Annotated in this window: 11 protein-coding genes; 7 read left to right on the forward strand and 4 right to left on the reverse strand. The window is 58.4% G+C overall.

The genetic code is table 11. The features are described from left to right. The first annotated feature begins 77 nt into the window (after window positions 1–77). A complete protein-coding gene (locus HBN54_RS00470; protein WP_168671187.1) occupies window positions 78–752 on the forward strand; it encodes a porin family protein in 675 nt (224 codons plus the stop codon). A 186-nt stretch (window positions 753–938) separates the two neighbouring features. On the opposite strand, the gene HBN54_RS00475 is transcribed toward HBN54_RS00470, so the two are convergent. The 3 genes from HBN54_RS00475 to HBN54_RS00485 all read right to left on the reverse strand — a co-directional run bounded on the left by HBN54_RS00475 (window position 939) and on the right by HBN54_RS00485 (window position 4286). Continuing rightward, entirely contained in the window at window positions 939–2546 is a 1608-nt protein-coding gene (locus HBN54_RS00475) for an Rne/Rng family ribonuclease (protein WP_168671188.1), read from the reverse strand. A gap of 343 nt (window positions 2547–2889) precedes the next feature. Then, window positions 2890–3810, reverse strand: a complete 921-nt coding sequence (locus HBN54_RS00480; protein ID WP_168671189.1) for a tetratricopeptide repeat protein — start codon at window positions 3808–3810, stop codon at window positions 2890–2892. Window positions 3811–3944: 134 nt separating this feature from the next. Further along, entirely contained in the window at window positions 3945–4286 is a 342-nt protein-coding gene (locus HBN54_RS00485) for an HU family DNA-binding protein (protein ID WP_317170162.1), read from the reverse strand. A gap of 157 nt (window positions 4287–4443) precedes the next feature. Between HBN54_RS00485 and mutY the strand changes: the two genes are divergently transcribed. The 4 genes from mutY (at window position 4444) to recG (ending at window position 9054) form a co-directional block, all read left to right on the forward strand. Then, the gene (mutY, locus tag HBN54_RS00490) at window positions 4444–5526 is read left to right on the forward strand and encodes an A/G-specific adenine glycosylase (RefSeq protein WP_210427893.1); all 1083 of its coding nucleotides are present in this window, start codon (window positions 4444–4446) and stop codon (window positions 5524–5526) included. Between the two features lie 140 nt (window positions 5527–5666). Beyond that, window positions 5667–6101: a single-stranded DNA-binding protein gene (locus HBN54_RS00495; RefSeq protein ID WP_168671190.1), complete on the forward strand. Its 435-nt coding sequence runs from the start codon at window positions 5667–5669 to the stop codon at window positions 6099–6101. Window positions 6102–6258: 157 nt separating this feature from the next. Beyond that, a complete protein-coding gene (gene gldD, locus HBN54_RS00500) occupies window positions 6259–6843 on the forward strand; it encodes a gliding motility lipoprotein GldD (protein WP_168671191.1) in 585 nt (194 codons plus the stop codon). A 114-nt stretch (window positions 6844–6957) separates the two neighbouring features. Beyond that, window positions 6958–9054: an ATP-dependent DNA helicase RecG gene (gene recG, locus HBN54_RS00505; protein ID WP_168671192.1), complete on the forward strand. Its 2097-nt coding sequence runs from the start codon at window positions 6958–6960 to the stop codon at window positions 9052–9054. A gap of 63 nt (window positions 9055–9117) precedes the next feature. Here recG and HBN54_RS00510 read toward each other — a convergent pair whose 3' ends face one another. Beyond that, complete coding sequence (locus HBN54_RS00510; RefSeq protein ID WP_168671193.1) at window positions 9118–9345, reverse strand: hypothetical protein; 228 nt, start codon at window positions 9343–9345, stop codon at window positions 9118–9120. Between the two features lie 361 nt (window positions 9346–9706). On the opposite strand from HBN54_RS00510, the gene HBN54_RS00515 reads away from it, so the two are divergent. Together HBN54_RS00515 and HBN54_RS00520 are read left to right on the forward strand one after the other, a co-directional pair. Continuing rightward, the gene (locus tag HBN54_RS00515; protein ID WP_168671194.1) at window positions 9707–11161 is read left to right on the forward strand and encodes a hypothetical protein; all 1455 of its coding nucleotides are present in this window, start codon (window positions 9707–9709) and stop codon (window positions 11159–11161) included. Window positions 11162–11430: 269 nt separating this feature from the next. After that, window positions 11431–15972 (forward strand): beta strand repeat-containing protein, encoded by a 4542-nt coding sequence (locus tag HBN54_RS00520; protein ID WP_168671195.1) that lies wholly within the window; start codon window positions 11431–11433, stop codon window positions 15970–15972. Window positions 15973–16020: the final 48 nt, after the last annotated feature.

A 16020-nucleotide genomic window follows, 5' to 3' on the forward strand; every position in this document is an offset into this window, starting at 1 on the left:
ACGTTACTTTGAGGTAAAATTAGCCAAAACCTGTTGGCTGCCGGCTGTTGCCAGCGGCAATAGAACGATAAACCCCTATGAAAAAATTACTGCTCGCGCTTTTCACCCTCGCCGCTACCATTGGCAGCGCCTCGGCCCAGGTCGAAATTGGCCTGAAAGTTTCGCCCTCCATCACCAGCCTGCGGGCCGAATCTACCTCCGAAAACAATTTTGCCAGCGATGGCAGTAAAGTAAGCTTCGGCGGCGGCTTGGTGGTTGATTACTTTTTTGGCGAAAATTACGCTTTCAGCACCGGCTTGCTGCTTACGGGCAAAGGTGGCACCATCCGCTACAACGAAGCATCGCCCAGCACATTGGCGGTCCAGCAAAAAATCACCATGCAATACCTGGAGTTGCCCCTCACCGTCAAGCTCTTCACCAACGAGATTGCGCCCGCTACGCGCTTGTACTTCCAGGTTGGCGGCTCGGTGAATGTACCCATCGGCACGCGCATCGACGGCAATAAATTCTACAAAGACCCCGCCACCGGCAACGAAAATAAGGCCAGCGACTACGTCTACTTCATCGATGCCGATGCCCTGGCCGCCATAGGAGCCGAGTATCAATTGGGCAAAAGCACCAAGGTTTTTGCCGGTATCCGCTACAATCGTGGCCTGGTCGATATCGACCATTACTACGAGAGCAACCGTAAATTCAAAGACGTAACCATCAAAAACAGCGGCGTTGCGCTGGATTTAGGCATTAAATTCTAACCTCAGCGTGAGTGGATTGCAGTGGATGAAACTATTTTTTTGTGGTGCTGCCCTGTTCCATTTCTCCAAATAAAAAGCGGCTGCTCGATTGAGCAGCCGCTTTTTATTTGTCCTATGAACTGATGACGGCATTGGATATGAACCACAAAAACCCGTTCAATCCGCTGCAATCCGCTCACGTTGAGGTCAGTCCACTATTTCCACCTCACGGTCCTGCAAACGGCTCATGGCGGCGGCCGACGAGCGCAGCTGGATTTCCTCGCCCCGCTCGTCTTCGATGCGGTAGTCGGTGAGGCCCAGGCTGCTGTCATTCACCACTTTCACCCATTTGTAGTACTTGAGGTACCACTTCATCTGGCGCGAAATCAGGCCTTTGGTGTAGTAGGCATACAGGAACGGGTGCACCGACAGCGTGATGCCCGACTGGTTCTGGTTCACCAGCAGGTCGTCGATGCTGTTGTCGATATCGTCCGTCACCTGGATGGAGGCCGAAATCTTGCCCGTGCCGCCGCAGGTGGGGCACACCTCGCCGGTCACAATGTTCTCGGCCGGCCGCACCCGCTGGCGGGTGATTTGCAGCAGGCCGAACTTGGTGATGGGCAACACGGTGTACTTCGCCTTGTCGAGCTTCATCACGTCGCGCACGGCGTCTTCCACCTTCTTGCGGCTTTCGCCCGAGCGCATGTCAATGAAATCGACCACGATGATGCCGCCCATGTCACGCAGACGCAACTGACGAGCCACCTCTTTGGCAGCCAGCATATTAATCATCAGCGCGGTAGCTTCCTGGTCGTTCTCCTGGTTGCTCTTGCTACCCGAATTCACGTCGATAACGTGCAGGGCTTCGGTGTGCTCGATGACGAGGTAGCCGCCACCGGGCACAGTTACAGTCTTGCCAAACAGCGTTTTCAGCTGCTTCTCAATGCCGGTTTGCTCGAAAATCTTGATTTTTGAGTTGTGCAGCTTCAGCAGGCCCAGCCGGTCCGGCGCGATTTTTTGCAGGTAGTCCCGCATCTCATCGTACATCGCCGGAGCATCCACGGTAATGCTATCGAACGACTCGTTCAGCATATCCCGCACCATCGACGACGTACGGCCCAGCTCGCCGAGCACCTTGTCGTTGGGCTTGGCGGTGCGCAGCGTGCTGTAGAGCTGCTCCCACTTCGCCACCATGTCCTGCATATCCTTGTCAAGCTCGGCCACTTCACGTCCCTCCGCCACGGTGCGGATGATGACGCCAAAGTTTTCAGGCTTGATGCTGGCGATGAGCCGCTTGAGGCGGTCACGCTCGCCCTTGCTCACGATTTTCTTGCTGACGCTGATGGTGTTCGAAAACGGCATCAGCACGAGGTAGCGCCCGGCCATCGAAATGTCGGTGCTCACGCGGGGGCCTTTGGTCGAAATCGGCTCCTTGATGATTTGAACAACGATTTGCTGCCCTTTCTTGAACACGCTTTCCGCCTTCCCCACTTTTTCGAGGACGGGTTCAAACGTGAATTTTTCCAGCCCGGCGCTGGGCGCCCGGCCGCTCTGTACCGTGCGGGCCCACTTCGTGAACGAAGGGAATTGCTCGCCGAGGTCGCCGTAGTGCAAAAACGCGTCTTTTTCGTAGCCAATGTCTACGAAAGCTGCGTTCAGGCCGGGCATCACCTTTTTCACGGTGCCCAGGAAGATGTCGCCTACTGAGTAGTTGGTGTCGTTGCGGTCGAAGTGGTATTCAATCAGCCGCTTGTCCTGCAACAACGCTATTCGCTCGCCTTCCTGAGTAGAATTAATGACTAATTCATTACTCAAAGCCTTGATTTAGTTAAAGTAACCTGCCGGTAATGCCACCAACCGCCTACCCCGAAACCGGCAAAGGGAAGCCAGAACCTGACGGTTCTGGCTTCCCTCGCGAGCCACGGGAAAAGCATCTGGCGCGGCCCCACTCGGGAGGCTACGTGAGAGATAGGCTGCTGGCTCCCTTCCCGTTAGGAAATCTGCCGGCCGCCGCTACGCCCCGTGAGGCTTACTTCTTCTTGTGGCGGTTCTTGCGCAGGCGCTTCTTGCGCTTGTGAGTGGCAATCTTATGACGCTTTCTTTTTTTACCGCAGGGCATGATGCTTGGGGGTTAAGTTGGTGATTGGTTGTGTCGTAGCTATTTCAATTTGGCAATTTCCTCTTCTACCGAAGCGGCCAGCGCGGGGTCGTTGCTGAGGCTTTTGGCGACAAGGAAGGCCTGTTTGGCTTCTTCCTTAGCGCCGGTACGGGCCAAAGTTACGCCGAGGTAGAATTGTCCGTTCACATTTTTTGGATTGACTTTCACCAAATCCTGAAAACGCTTCACGGCTTTGTCGTACTGGTTGCTTTGCACCGCGAGTATCCCCATGTTATACAGGGCTTTCTCGTTGCGGGGGTCGGCTTCCAGCACTTCGCGCAGCAACGTTACGCCCTGCACGGGGTTTTCGGAGGCCATGTAGGCCATGCCGAGGTTGGTTTTGGCATCGAGGTTACCGGGTTGGTCCTTCAACACCTTGGTGTAGAGTTCCCGCGCCTTGCCGCCGAGCAGTTTCACCCGCTCGTCGGTAGCCGCAAAGCTAAACGCCTGGAAGTAGGCATCGGCGGCCTGCTGCCAGTGCTGGCCACTGGGTTTGGCCAGGGCCACCTGCTCCAGGTAGTAGCCAGCGCTGTCGAAACGCTCCACGTCGTTGTAGCGGCGGGCCAGGGTGGTAGCCACCGTGGCTTTGGCATCGGGGGTGGCAGCAGCCTGGTACTCGCCCAGCAACCGCGCCAGCTCCTGCCGTTGGGCAGTGCTGGTAGTGGTGTGCGGGGCGGCATCGGGGCCTTTGTTCTCGGTAGCGGTAGCAGGTACCGGGCCAGACGAGGCTTCGGTTTTGGAGCCGTTGGTGGCCATGCCGCCGCCGTCACGGTTGGCCGTGGCAGCCGCGTCCTTGCTCAGCTCCGATTTGCTCTCCTTGGGCTTCATGATGCCTTTGGGCAACACGTATAAGCCGCCAACCAGCGCGAGCGCGGCGGCGACGAGGACCAATTGATGCGGAGCGGTGCGAGTAGTAGCCATTAGCTGAAAAAAGCCGGCCGCCGGGCTTTCCCTTGCGGAAAAGACACCGGCGGCGCGGCCGGTAATTCATCGTTGTTAGAAAACCAGCAGGGAGTTAATCCCCCTGCCTGCTTCCTAAACAATAACAAACATAATTAGGCTTTGGCCGCAACGGCTTTCACCTTCTTGCTGTTCTTAATCTTAGCCACGAAGGTTTTCGAAGGCTTAAAGCTCGGGATGTAGTGCTCCTCGATGATGAGGGACGTGTTTTTCGAGATGTTGCGGGCTACTTTACGAGCGCGCTTCTTGTTTACGAACGAGCCGAAGCCGCGTACATAAATGTTGTTGCCCTCGGTCATCGAATCTTTCACGACTTTGAAGAAGGCTTCAACAGTCATCAATACATCAGCTTTCTCGATGCCGGTCTTCGTGGAGATTTCGGCGATTACCTCAGCTTTAGTCACGTTGGTATGGTACTTAGAGTGGTTGAAAAAAATACAGTTTTAGGCAAAATAGTCCCAAATTCCAGCGTAAGCCCTTGCCCGGTAAGCGGTTCGCCCTTGAATTGGGGCCACAAAGGTAACCCCATTTTTTCGTTTTACCAATCAACCCTTCTAAACTAGGTGTTGGCCCAAATTATTCGCTTTCAAAATTTTGACCGCAAAAACCTCTCACCCTTCCTTCCTGGCCTCTGCTCTACTGGCCTGGTACCCGCGTCACCAGCGCGACCTACCCTGGCGCCACACCCGCGACCCGTACGCCATCTGGCTATCGGAGGTTATTCTACAGCAAACCCGTGTGGCGCAAGGCCTTCCCTACTACCAAACCTTCCTGGCGGCCTACCCCACGGTGCAGGCCATGGCCGCCGCGCCCGAGGCCGAAGTACTGCGCTACTGGCAGGGTTTGGGCTACTATTCCCGGGCCCGCAACATGCACCGCACGGCCCAGCAGGTGGTGGCCGAATACGCCGGAAAGTTTCCCGGCACCTACGCCGAATTGCTGAAACTACGCGGCGTGGGGCCCTATACGGCGGCCGCTATCGCGTCGTTTGCCTTCGATGAAGCCGTGGCCGTGCTCGATGGAAATGTGTACCGGGTGCTGGCCCGCGTTTTTGGACTTCACTCCGATATTGCCGCGCCCAGCTCGCGCAAAGAATTCCAGGCCGTGGCCGACCAGCACATCCCCGCCAGCACGCCGGCCGACTTCAACCAGGCCATTATGGAGTTTGGGGCCATTCAGTGCACGCCGGCCAAGCCCGACTGCCTGTTTTGCCCGATGCAGCTCAGCTGCTGGGCGTTTCAGCATGGGCAGGTGGCGCTGCTGCCGGTGAAAAGCAAGGCGAAGGCCTCGCGCACGCGCTACTTCCACTACTTCGTGCTGCGCCATGGCGAGCAAACGTACCTGCGCGAGCGCCGTGAGAAAGACATCTGGCAGGGCTTGTATGACTTTGCGCTGGCCGAAACCGCCGTGCCGGAGCTGCCCACCGCCGAGCTCCAGCGCCACCTGGAGGCGCTGGGGGCCACCCTGGATACCAGCCAGGCGGCCGAGCCCAGCGCGACGTATCGCCACGTATTGAGCCACCAGAAGCTGGAGGTCCGCTTCTACCCAATGGCACTGGCCGAGCCGCTGCCGGAAGCCGCGTTGCGCGATTTGGGCTTGCGGGCTTACTCGCCGGCGGAGATTGAGGCGCTGCCTAAGCCGAAGCTGATTGCGAACTATTGTGACCAGAACATTTGATTAAGCCTTGCCTAATTTAATTAGATTTTTCAGCCTTTATTTTTAGTAAAAAGTATTGCGTGGCAAATTTAATTTCTTATCTTTGAGACAGAAAAGGCCGGGTGGCTTTTTCAATTCTGTATTTCCTAACGTGCAATAATATGGCCGGAGTGAACAAGGTAATTTTGGTAGGCAACCTGGGCAAAGACCCCGAAGTGCGCCATTTGGAAGGCGGTGTGAGCGTGGCTCACTTCACCCTCGCCACCAACGACTATTACAAGGACAAGCAAGGCAACCGCGTGGAGCGGACCGAGTGGCATAACATTTCGGCGTGGCGCGGCCTGGCCGATATGGCTGACAAATTCCTCAAAAAGGGTCAGCAAGTGTACATCGAAGGCAAGCTGCGCACCCGCCAGTACCAAGACAAGGACCAGCAGACGCGCTACATCACCGAAATCATCGCCGATGAGATTTCGATGCTGGGTGGCCGGCCACAAGGCGCTGCTCCGGTGGCTAGTGAGGCCAACGGCGCGGGCGTGGCAGAACCGCAACACAGCTTCCGGCAGGAGCCGGAGCTGGACCAGCTGCCCTTCTGACTGTCCGATGGAGGATTGACCGGCCTGTGGCTGCAACTGTCCCGCGCAGTGATTGAGATGAAGCCCTGGCACTGCGCCGGGGCTTTTTTCGTTGCGATGGCAGCTACCTTTGAAATTATGAAGGCTGGGCTATTTTAGGGCCGGGGCCGCTTCTTGCATGAAATATCTTTCAATCTTGCCGGTGCTTACTGGGCTGGTACTACTAGCGGGCTGCTCGTCGGCGCCGGATTTTACGCCCAAGCCCAAGGGATACAACCGTATTGACTTGCCGGCGCACCGTTACCGGATGTTGCCGGCGGGCCACCCATACGAGTTTGAATACTCGACGCAGGCCGTCATTAAGCGGGATTCGTCGTACATGGCGCAGCCGCACTGGCTGAACGTGTATTATCCCAAGCTGCACGCCAACGTGCAGATTACTTACATGGACGTGCAGCGCGACCGCCGCCTCTACAACAAGATGATGGAGGATGCGCGCAAGCTCACGGGCAAGCACGAAATCAAGGCCACGGCCATTGATGAGCGGATTTTGAAGACGCCGAGTGGGATGCGAGCCTCGGTGTTTGAATTGCAGGGTGAAGTGCCGAGCCAGTTTCAGTTTTACACCACCGACAGTACCAAGCACTTTTTCCGGGGCGCGCTGTACTTCCGCACGGCTACGGCCAATGACTCACTGGCCCCGGTGATTGAGTACGTGAAGACAGACATGGTGCGGATGCTGAATACATTACGTTATAAATAACTTTCATTTAACATTTATCAATTAACATTTAACAGTTCTGGCAGTCAGCTAGGATGTAGCTGAAGCAGGGCGTTGATTGATAGAGAATGTTGGATGATAAATGTTAATTGTTAAATGAGTTTTTTCAATACCCGGCTCGAATTTCTGCGTTCGGTGGGCAGCCTGCAGCGGGCCCAGCTGCTGGGCAAAGAATTGGGCCTGTTCACCTACGGCGACCTGATTCAGCGCTACCCGTTCCGGTACCTCGACCGGACGCAGGTGTACAAGGTGGCCGACCTTAACGACGACCTGCCCTACGTGCAGGTGCGCGGCATGCTGCGCGGCAAGGAGCTGGTGGGCGAAGGGCCCAAGCAGCGCCTCACGGCCAAGGTGGGCGACGGCACCGGCGAGCTGGAGCTGGTGTGGTTTAAGGGCGTGAAATGGGTGCAGCAATACACCCGCAACAACCAGGAATACATCGTTTTCGGCAAGCCGACGATGTTCAACGGGCGGCCGCAGATGGCGCACCCGGAGCTGGAAGAAGTGACCGAAGCCAAGCCGGGCCAGAGCTTTCTGCAGCCGGTGTACAATACTTCGGAAAAGCTTAAGAACTACCACCGCGTTGATAGCAAAGCCATTATGCGGATGGTGGCCGAGCTGCTGCGGCTGGCACAGCCCCACATCACGGAGTCGTTGTCGCCGGCCCTTATTGAGCGTTATGGGCTGATGCCTAAGGCGCAGGCCATGCAGCAGATTCACTTCCCGCAGAGCGCGGAGCTGCTGGCGGCGGCGCAGTTCCGGCTTAAGTTTGAGGAGCTGTTTTATGTGCAGCTCAAGCTGCTGCGGCAGCGCGACCAGCGCAAGGTGACGCTGGCGGGCCAGATTTTCAACCAGGTGCCAACGCTGGTGGACTTCTATAAAAACCACCTGACGTTTGATTTGACAGGGGCGCAGAAGCGCGTTATCCACGACATTTATAAGGACTTCTGCACCGGCCAGCAGATGAACCGGCTGTTGCAGGGCGACGTGGGCTCGGGCAAAACTATCGTAGCCTTCATCGCCATGCTGATGGCGGCCGACAACGGCGCACAAAGCTGCATTATGGCCCCCACCGAGATTCTGGCCGACCAGCACTACGTGGGCCTGAAAGTGTACGCTGACGCGCTGGGCATCCGCATTGGCAAGCTCACGGGCAGCACCCGCACGGCCGAGCGCCGTGTGCTGCACGAGGCCCTGCGCGATGGCTCCATGCACATGCTGGTGGGCACCCACGCCCTGCTGGAGGACGTGGTGCAGTTCCGCAACCTGGGCCTGACGATAATGGACGAGCAGCACCGCTTTGGCGTGGCGCAGCGCTCGAAGCTGTGGCAGAAAAACCCGCACATCATCCCGCACGTGCTGGTGATGACGGCCACGCCCATCCCGCGCACGCTGGCCATGACGCTGTATGGCGACCTGGATGTGAGCGTAATTGACGAGCTGCCGGCCGGCCGCAAACCCATTGTGACGGTGCACCGGTTCGATGCCAACCGCCTGAAGGTGTTTGAATTTATTCGGGACCAGGTGAAAATCGGGCGGCAGGTGTACATCGTCTATCCGCTGATTGAGGAGTCGGAAACGATGGACTATAAGGACCTGACCGACGGCTACGAGAGCGTGAGCCGGGCCTTTCCGGAGATGCAAATCAGCATCGTGCACGGGCGCATGAAGGCCGAGGAGAAGGACTACGAGATGCAGCGCTTCATCAAGAAGGAAACCCAGATAATGGTGGCCACCACCGTGATTGAGGTAGGCGTGAACGTACCCAACGCCTCGGTGATGGTGATTGAGAGCGCCGAACGGTTTGGGCTTTCGCAGCTGCACCAGCTGCGGGGCCGCGTGGGCCGCGGGGCCGACCAAAGCTACTGCATTCTGATGAGCGGCTTCAAGCTGAGCAAGGATGCCCGCACCCGCCTCGAAACGATGGTGCGGACCAGCAACGGCTTCGAGATTGCCGATATCGACCTGAAGCTGCGCGGCCCCGGCGACCTGATGGGCACCCAGCAAAGCGGCGTGCTGGACTTATTGATTGCCGACCTGGCCAAGGATGGCCGCATCCTGAGCGAGAGCCGGGCGGCGGCCCAGGCGCTGCTAAGCGAAGACCCCAACCTGGCCAATCCGGAAAATGCCAACATCCGCCACCACATCGAAAGCCTGCCGGCCACGGCCGTGAACTGGAGCCGGATTAGCTAGCGGTTTGGGCTGGCGGCAGGGCAAAAAAAAACGACTTTAAAAAAAGTCGTTTGATTATTCTGCCTAGAACATCTCAGCAATGAGTCCGCTACCGCTCTGCTGCGGCTGGGCTTGCTGTCGGGTAGGCCGGACGGGCTCGGAAGTGAGCACCTGGTGGACCAAAACAACCGAGGAACTGGATTTGGCAGTGGGTTCAACTGTTTGGGCTGCAGTGGCCGGAGCTGACTCTTTAACAAGCCTGCCGCCGATAATGAGGGCCGATAACAGGGTGAACTTGAGTAATGACTTCATAAGGATAGTAGATAATTGCGGGTGCAAAGGTACAGTAAAACTGAACTTAGTTCAAAAAATACGTTTAAAAGGTCAAATAGCTCGACCAAGTTGAGCGGTTACAAGTTGAAGCCCAGTTGGGTATCGAAGGCCGCCAATTGGTCCCGATTGAACCTTGAAAGCTGACACGAAGTAAACGGTGTCCCTGTACGAAAGTGACTGCGGGAGTGTTATGCTTGGAATACGTTTTTGTTAGCCGCTCCCCCTATTGGCAAACGACTTAACTGCTAAAAAGCAAAGTCAAAGCTCAAAAGCAGGTACTTTTGGGCACACCAGACCGTTGAAATCCACTTTCCTTATGTTTCCAAAACGCCAAAATTTTATGTTGCAGCGCGCAGTAATAATCGGTTTGATGAGCGGAGCTCTGCTGGGCAATGCGGTATCGGCCGTGGCTCAGAAGACAAAGTCGGCTCCCTTCAGCTACCTGCCCGAGCAGGGTACCGACCGCTACGACATGCGCGTACCGCACAAGACGTTGGCCCTAGCCGATGGCTCGGGTTTTATTATTCTGGCCCACCAGAGTGCGGGCGGCTACGCGGTGGAGCGCTACGATATCGACCTTAAAAAGCAGTGGAGCACCACGATTCCGGTGGGACCGGGCGAAACGCTGGAGGCCTTTGGGCGTGGCTCGCAACAGGCCTTGGTGGTGCTACACCATAAGGACGACGACAGCCAGAACCTGACCGTGGTGCCCGTGAGCCTGCAAAGTGGCCAGAAAGGCGCGGCCAAAATGGTGATGAGCGCCCCCGCCCGCGACCGCCGCCCCGGCGTGAACATCTCGCCCGATGGCGGCCGGCTGCTGGCTTTTCGCTACCTCACCAGCAACCAGCAGGTGAAAAGCATTGCGGCCACGCTATTCGACCAGAACCTGGCGCAGCTGGAGGAAAAAACGTATGATTTCCGAACATTGAGCGACTTTTTCTCGCCGGCCGTGCACGTTGCTAACGATGGCACGCAGTATGTGACGCTCATCAGCGAGGGCATGAAGAAGCTGACGGTGCGCCGCTATCCGGCCGGGCCTTCTACCGAGATTAAGGTGCTGGGCGTGCCGGTGGGCGGTGTGTTTGGCGGCCGGGCCGTGACGGTGCGCGACGCCCGGTTCACGGTGCTGAACGATGGTAGCCTGTATGCCGCCGCGCTGTGCGCCGACTACCAGACCGGCGAATATTACAGCCTCAAAGTGGTGAAGTACGATTTCAGCGGCAACGGCGACATGAAATTTTCGCCGGAGTTCCGCTTCACGCCCGCCTACCTCACGGAAGTGAGCAAGGCCAGCGGGCTCGATGTGAAACGCCTGGACGACATCTACTTAGGCGAGCTGCTGCTGACGCCGGAACAGCAGCTGATAGTAGTGGCCGAAAAGCACTACGAGGAAGGCGGTAGCGAGGCCCCGGTGCACGCCCGCGAGCTGCACCTGTTTGGCTACAATGAGTTTGGCGCGCCTACCTGGCACAGCATCGTGGCGAAGGACCAGGTGGCCCCGGCCGTGGATTCGTATACCGGCATTGGCTTCCGGGCCGCCGTATTTGGCGGCACGGTGCAGCTGCTCACGCTGGAAAACATCAACAAGAAATCGGACCTGTACCTGCGCCGCGTGAATGCCCAGACCGGCGTAGTGAGCGCGCCCGAGCGCCTGAAACTAAATGTGGCCGACGACCAGCAACTGGCCTACGTGAAGGATTTCACGGCCTGGCTCAATGAGAAAACCATCATTGGCGTGAGCCGGCCGAGTAAGAAATCCGCCGCTTTGCAGCTGGATAAAATTGTGATAAAGTAAGACGCGTTCCGGGCTGCTTTACAAGCATGTCCAGACTACTAATTTGGTAGTGAGCCAGATTGTTGGAGCGGCAACGTTCCCGGCATCGATTGCGAGAATAAAGTTGAACAAGAGTATAGCGCTACGGTCGTGTTAAACGAACCTTGCCGGGAAGTCTTTTTTGCAAAAGACGCTTTACCCCACCCTCTGTTCTTCTTTTCATGCTTGAATTTTTACTTGCTGCGGGCAGCGCAACCGTCTGGAAGCGTCGCCTTAGCTCATATATTGTTATGCTCTTGCTGGCGGGTTTTGGGCTGATGCCTTCCCGCGTGCTGGCACAGTCGCAAACGCTAGCCCAGTGGGCGCTGACGAGTAGCAATGCACCGACCTACGTAACCACTGCGGCGGGGATAACAGCCGGGACGCCCACACTGAAGCGACTGGTGGCTTCTACTGCCACCACCCCAGCCGCTAATTCGGCTACGTATGGCCAGGCCTTTGCTCCGGACCCCACGGGCTTATGGAACGGGTCGGGGCCGGGCGGCACGCCGAACCGTAAGTTTTACCAGCAGTTTACGGTGAAAGCCAGCATTGGTACGGCCGTGGCCCGGCTCGATTCGCTGGTGCTCACGTCGGCGTTCTATGCCAGCAACAGCAACGCCAAAATAGCTGTGGTGTACTCAAAAACGGGCTTCACTACCAGCGACTCGACTGAGATAAGTGGAGGCACTACCAACAACGGTGCAACTCTTACCTACCCCACTGCGAGCATTGGCACCTTCACCAAAAGCTTTTCGATACTGAAGAATAGCGCTGGCCCTACTAACACCATCGACAACTACCGGCTGGCATTAAATGGCAGTACGGGCGTAACCTTAACCCCCGGCCAGACGCTGAGCATTCGACTTTACTACGCTACCGGAAGTGGTTCCAGCAATTATGCTATGCTCAAAAATGTTGCGGTGAAAGGACAAGCCGTGAACGTGGGGACCGTGAGTAGCACCACCGCCCAGCTTTCTTTTGGCACCCCGGCGGCAGGTGGCTACACGTACACCATCAATACGAGCCCGACAGGAGGCACCGCCATCCAGACCACAGCCCCTTCGGCTGGCAATAATTATGTGGCTACTTACACGATTTCGGGCCTGACGACGGGCACTGCCTACACGGCTACGGTGGTTGGCACCGGCACACTGGCCACTACCATCACCTCCCCTGCTTTTACGACCAATGCCGGCTCCTGTGCCTCTCCCGGCTCCCCCACCGTGGGCAGTATCGCCCAGACGTCGGCGGCTGTCAGCTTCGCGGCGGCTACGGGCAGCACGGGCTACACCCTCACCTACTACCCTACTGCGGCCGGTACGCCTATCGTGACGCACACGCTTGGGGCAGCGGCAACTTCTGACAACCTCACTGGGCTGACCGACGGCACCGATTACACGGTGACGCTGCAAAGCAGTTGCGCAGCGGGCTCAGGCTCGGTGCTCACCACTTCCTTCACCACGGTTGCCAACCCGACCACCTGCGCCGACCCTACGGCGGTGACGGTGGGCAGCATTACCGGCACATCGGCTGCGCTGACTTTTACGCCCGGCGCGGGAAATGCCAGCTATGTCGTTAGCTATTACCCCACTGCTACGCCGGCCTCGACCGTAGCCATCACCCCGAATCCGACGGCGTCGCCGGTGAACCTGACGGGCCTTGCCTCGGGCACCGCCTATACCGTGACGCTGCAAAGCGTGTGCAGCAATGGAGCACTTGGAACAGTGATAACGAAAACCTTCACTACTACGGCTCTTAGCTGCTCCAACCCAACGGCAGCCACGGTGAGCGGCATTACGAACAACTCTGCGACAGTAAACATCTCGAGCGGTACGAATAACGTCAGCTATACCCTCGTTTATTATCCCACAAGCTCGCCTACCTCAACCACAACGGTAACCTCTTCGTCCACAACAGTATCGCTGACAGGACTTACCCTTGGCACGGCCTATACCGTGAACATTAGGAGTACCTGTGTTAATACCGGCATCAGCTCGGGCATAAACCGAACCTTTACCACGCTTACGGTTACCTGCGCCGACCCCACGAACCTGGCTGTGGGCAGTGTTACGGCCAACTCGTCCAGCTTCAGCTTCACGCCCGACCCGGGCAACACCAGCTTCACCGTTGCCTACTACCCAACCAGCTCGCCGGGCTCAGCGGTAACCGTTGCGCCGGCGCCCACGGCATCGCCCGTCGCGCTGACTGGTCTCACCGCTGGCACGGCTTACACCGTTAGCCTGCGCAGCTCGTGTAGCACTGGCGGTACCGGCACACTGCTTACCACCACCTTCACAACGGCTCCTCCCGCTTGCCCTGACCCCACGAACCTGGCGGTGGGCAGCATCACGGCTACCTCGGCCAGCCTCAGCTTCACGGCCAGTACCAGCAACACCAGCTTCACCATTACCTACTACCCGACCAGCTCGCCGGGCTCAGCGGTAACCATTATGCCTGCACCCACCGCATCGCCGGTTGCCCTCACGGGCCTGAGCGCGGGCACGCCCTATACCGTCACGCTGCAAAGCACTTGCACCAGCGGTGACCAAGGTGCTGTACTATCGCAAGCATTCACGACGGCAGCCGCCAACTCTGCCATCCTCCAGCAGTGGTCGCTGAAGGTGAGCGATGCCGACAGCGCCGAAGTACGCTCATACGCTGCAACCGGCAGCACCGCAACCATGCGCCGCCTTGCGCTCTCGAATGGTACCGCCGTCAATGATGCCAATACCGCTTATGCTCCCCGGGCCGCCCGCTACGGCAAAGCCTTCGCACCCACTGCCAATGGTTCCTGGACTACGGCTACGGGCGGCCCCGGCAATACCATAAACGCCAAATACTATCAGCAGTTTACCCTGATGGCAGCCACTGGCAACTCGGTGCGGGTTGACTCCATTTTACTCTGGTCGGCCATCTACAACACGACCGGTAAGCTGGCCGTTGTGTATTCGAAGTCCGGATTCACCTTGGATTCTGTATCTGTTAGCGGCGGCAAAGGCCCCCAAGGCATCCTGCCGGGCGCTGCCAATGGTGCCTTCTCTACCCCCGTGGCCCTGCTCAATCAGAACACCGGCACCAACCAGAATTACCACTTTGCCCTGAATACAACGGGGGTATTGCTCAATGCGGGCGAGACCCTGACCGTACGGGTATACTATGCCGCTGGCAGCAGCAGCAGTGCGCGCTACGCCCTGTTGAAAGACGTAATAATGACTGGCGAAGGCTTTGTAAATGGCTTGCCAAACCTGACCATTACCAATACGCAAACCGTGCCCACCGGCACCACTTACGGCAATGTGACCATTATGAGCGGCGGCGCAGCCACGCTGAGTGGCCCACTCGCGGCCCAGGGTGTTATAACCGTACAAAGCGGGGGGGTGCTCAACACCTCCTGCCAGACCATTACCGGTTCCAACTTCACGCTGGCGGCCGGTGGCGAGCTGCAAATCTGCGACCCAGCCGGCATTACGGCCAGCGGCAGCACCGGCGCGGTGCAGGTGACGGGCACCCGCTCGTTTAGCCCCGATGGCATCTATACCTACACCGGGGCCTTCGCCAACGGCGTGAACCAGCAGTCGGGCACCGGCCTGCCCGCCACGGTGCGTACCCTGAAAATCAACCTGGCCAGCGCCGCCGACTCGCTGCAGCTCAACAGCGACGTGACCACCAACACCAGCCTCGTGCTGAGCCGGGGCGTACTCAAGGGCTACCTGCCCGACGGGTCGGCCGCTCACCTGCTCACGCTGGGGCAGAACGCTACCATCAGCGAAACTGCTACTAGCTTTGTGCTGGGCCAGGTACGGTCGGCTACGCTCAGCTTTGTGGCCGAAGGCAATTCTACTGGTTTCGGCGGCCTCGGCCTCACCCTCACCGCCCATACCGCCAACGGCGCGGCGCTGCCCGGCAGCACCTACGTGGTGCGCACCACCGGCACCCCGGTCTACGGCGTCACGCCCACCACTGGCACCAATGCCGGCATCACCAGCCGCAGCATCCGCCGCCAATACCGCGTGGTACCCACCACCGATACCGGCCTCAACCTGGACCTGGTATTTGGCTACTCCTCCAGCGCGGCGGAGCTAAACGGCATTTCCCCAGCCAACCTGCAGCTCTTCAGCCGGCCCATTGGCGGGAGCCTGTGGCGGCCCGAAGGCGGCGCCAGCAGCGCCAATACCGTGACCCTGACCGGTCTCGACCACCTTTCGGACTGGACGCTGGGCAACAAGGCCGCGCCGCTGCCCGTCACCCTCACCCGCTTCGCGGCCGAGCGCCAGGGCCAGCAAGCCGTGCTCACCTGGGCCACGGCTACCGAGCACAACAGCAAGGGTTTCGCCGTGCAGGTTTCGACCGACGGCCGCGAGTTCCGCACCGCCGGTTTCGTGCCCAGCACCAGTGCCAATAGTATCCAGGCGCAGTCCTACCGCTTCGTAGACGCCCCGGCCAACCCTATGGGCACGCGCTACTACCGCCTGCAGCAGGTTGATTTGGATGGCAGCGTCACCTACACCGCCGTTCGCGCACTCACGTTTGCCAACGCCGCCGTGGTAGCAGCCAACCCCAACCCCTTCACCGACGTGCTGTATCTGAATACCTACGCCACCGAAGCCAGCCGCACCACCGCCGTCTTCACCGATGGCGTGGGTCGCACGGTCCTCAAGCAGGCACTTGAGGTGCCGGCGGGCGCAGCACAGCTCACGCTCAGTGGCCTGGGCCAGCTGCCCAAAGGCCTCTACGTCCTGCGCTTCACGCTTGATAATCAGATTCACTACCTTAAAGTAGTGAAGGAGTAGCCACGCTTAAATTTAAACCAAAAAGGCCGCTCCTGAATCCAGGAGCGG

This window comes from Hymenobacter artigasi, assembly GCF_012275535.1.
Classification (GTDB): domain Bacteria; phylum Bacteroidota; class Bacteroidia; order Cytophagales; family Hymenobacteraceae; genus Hymenobacter; species Hymenobacter artigasi.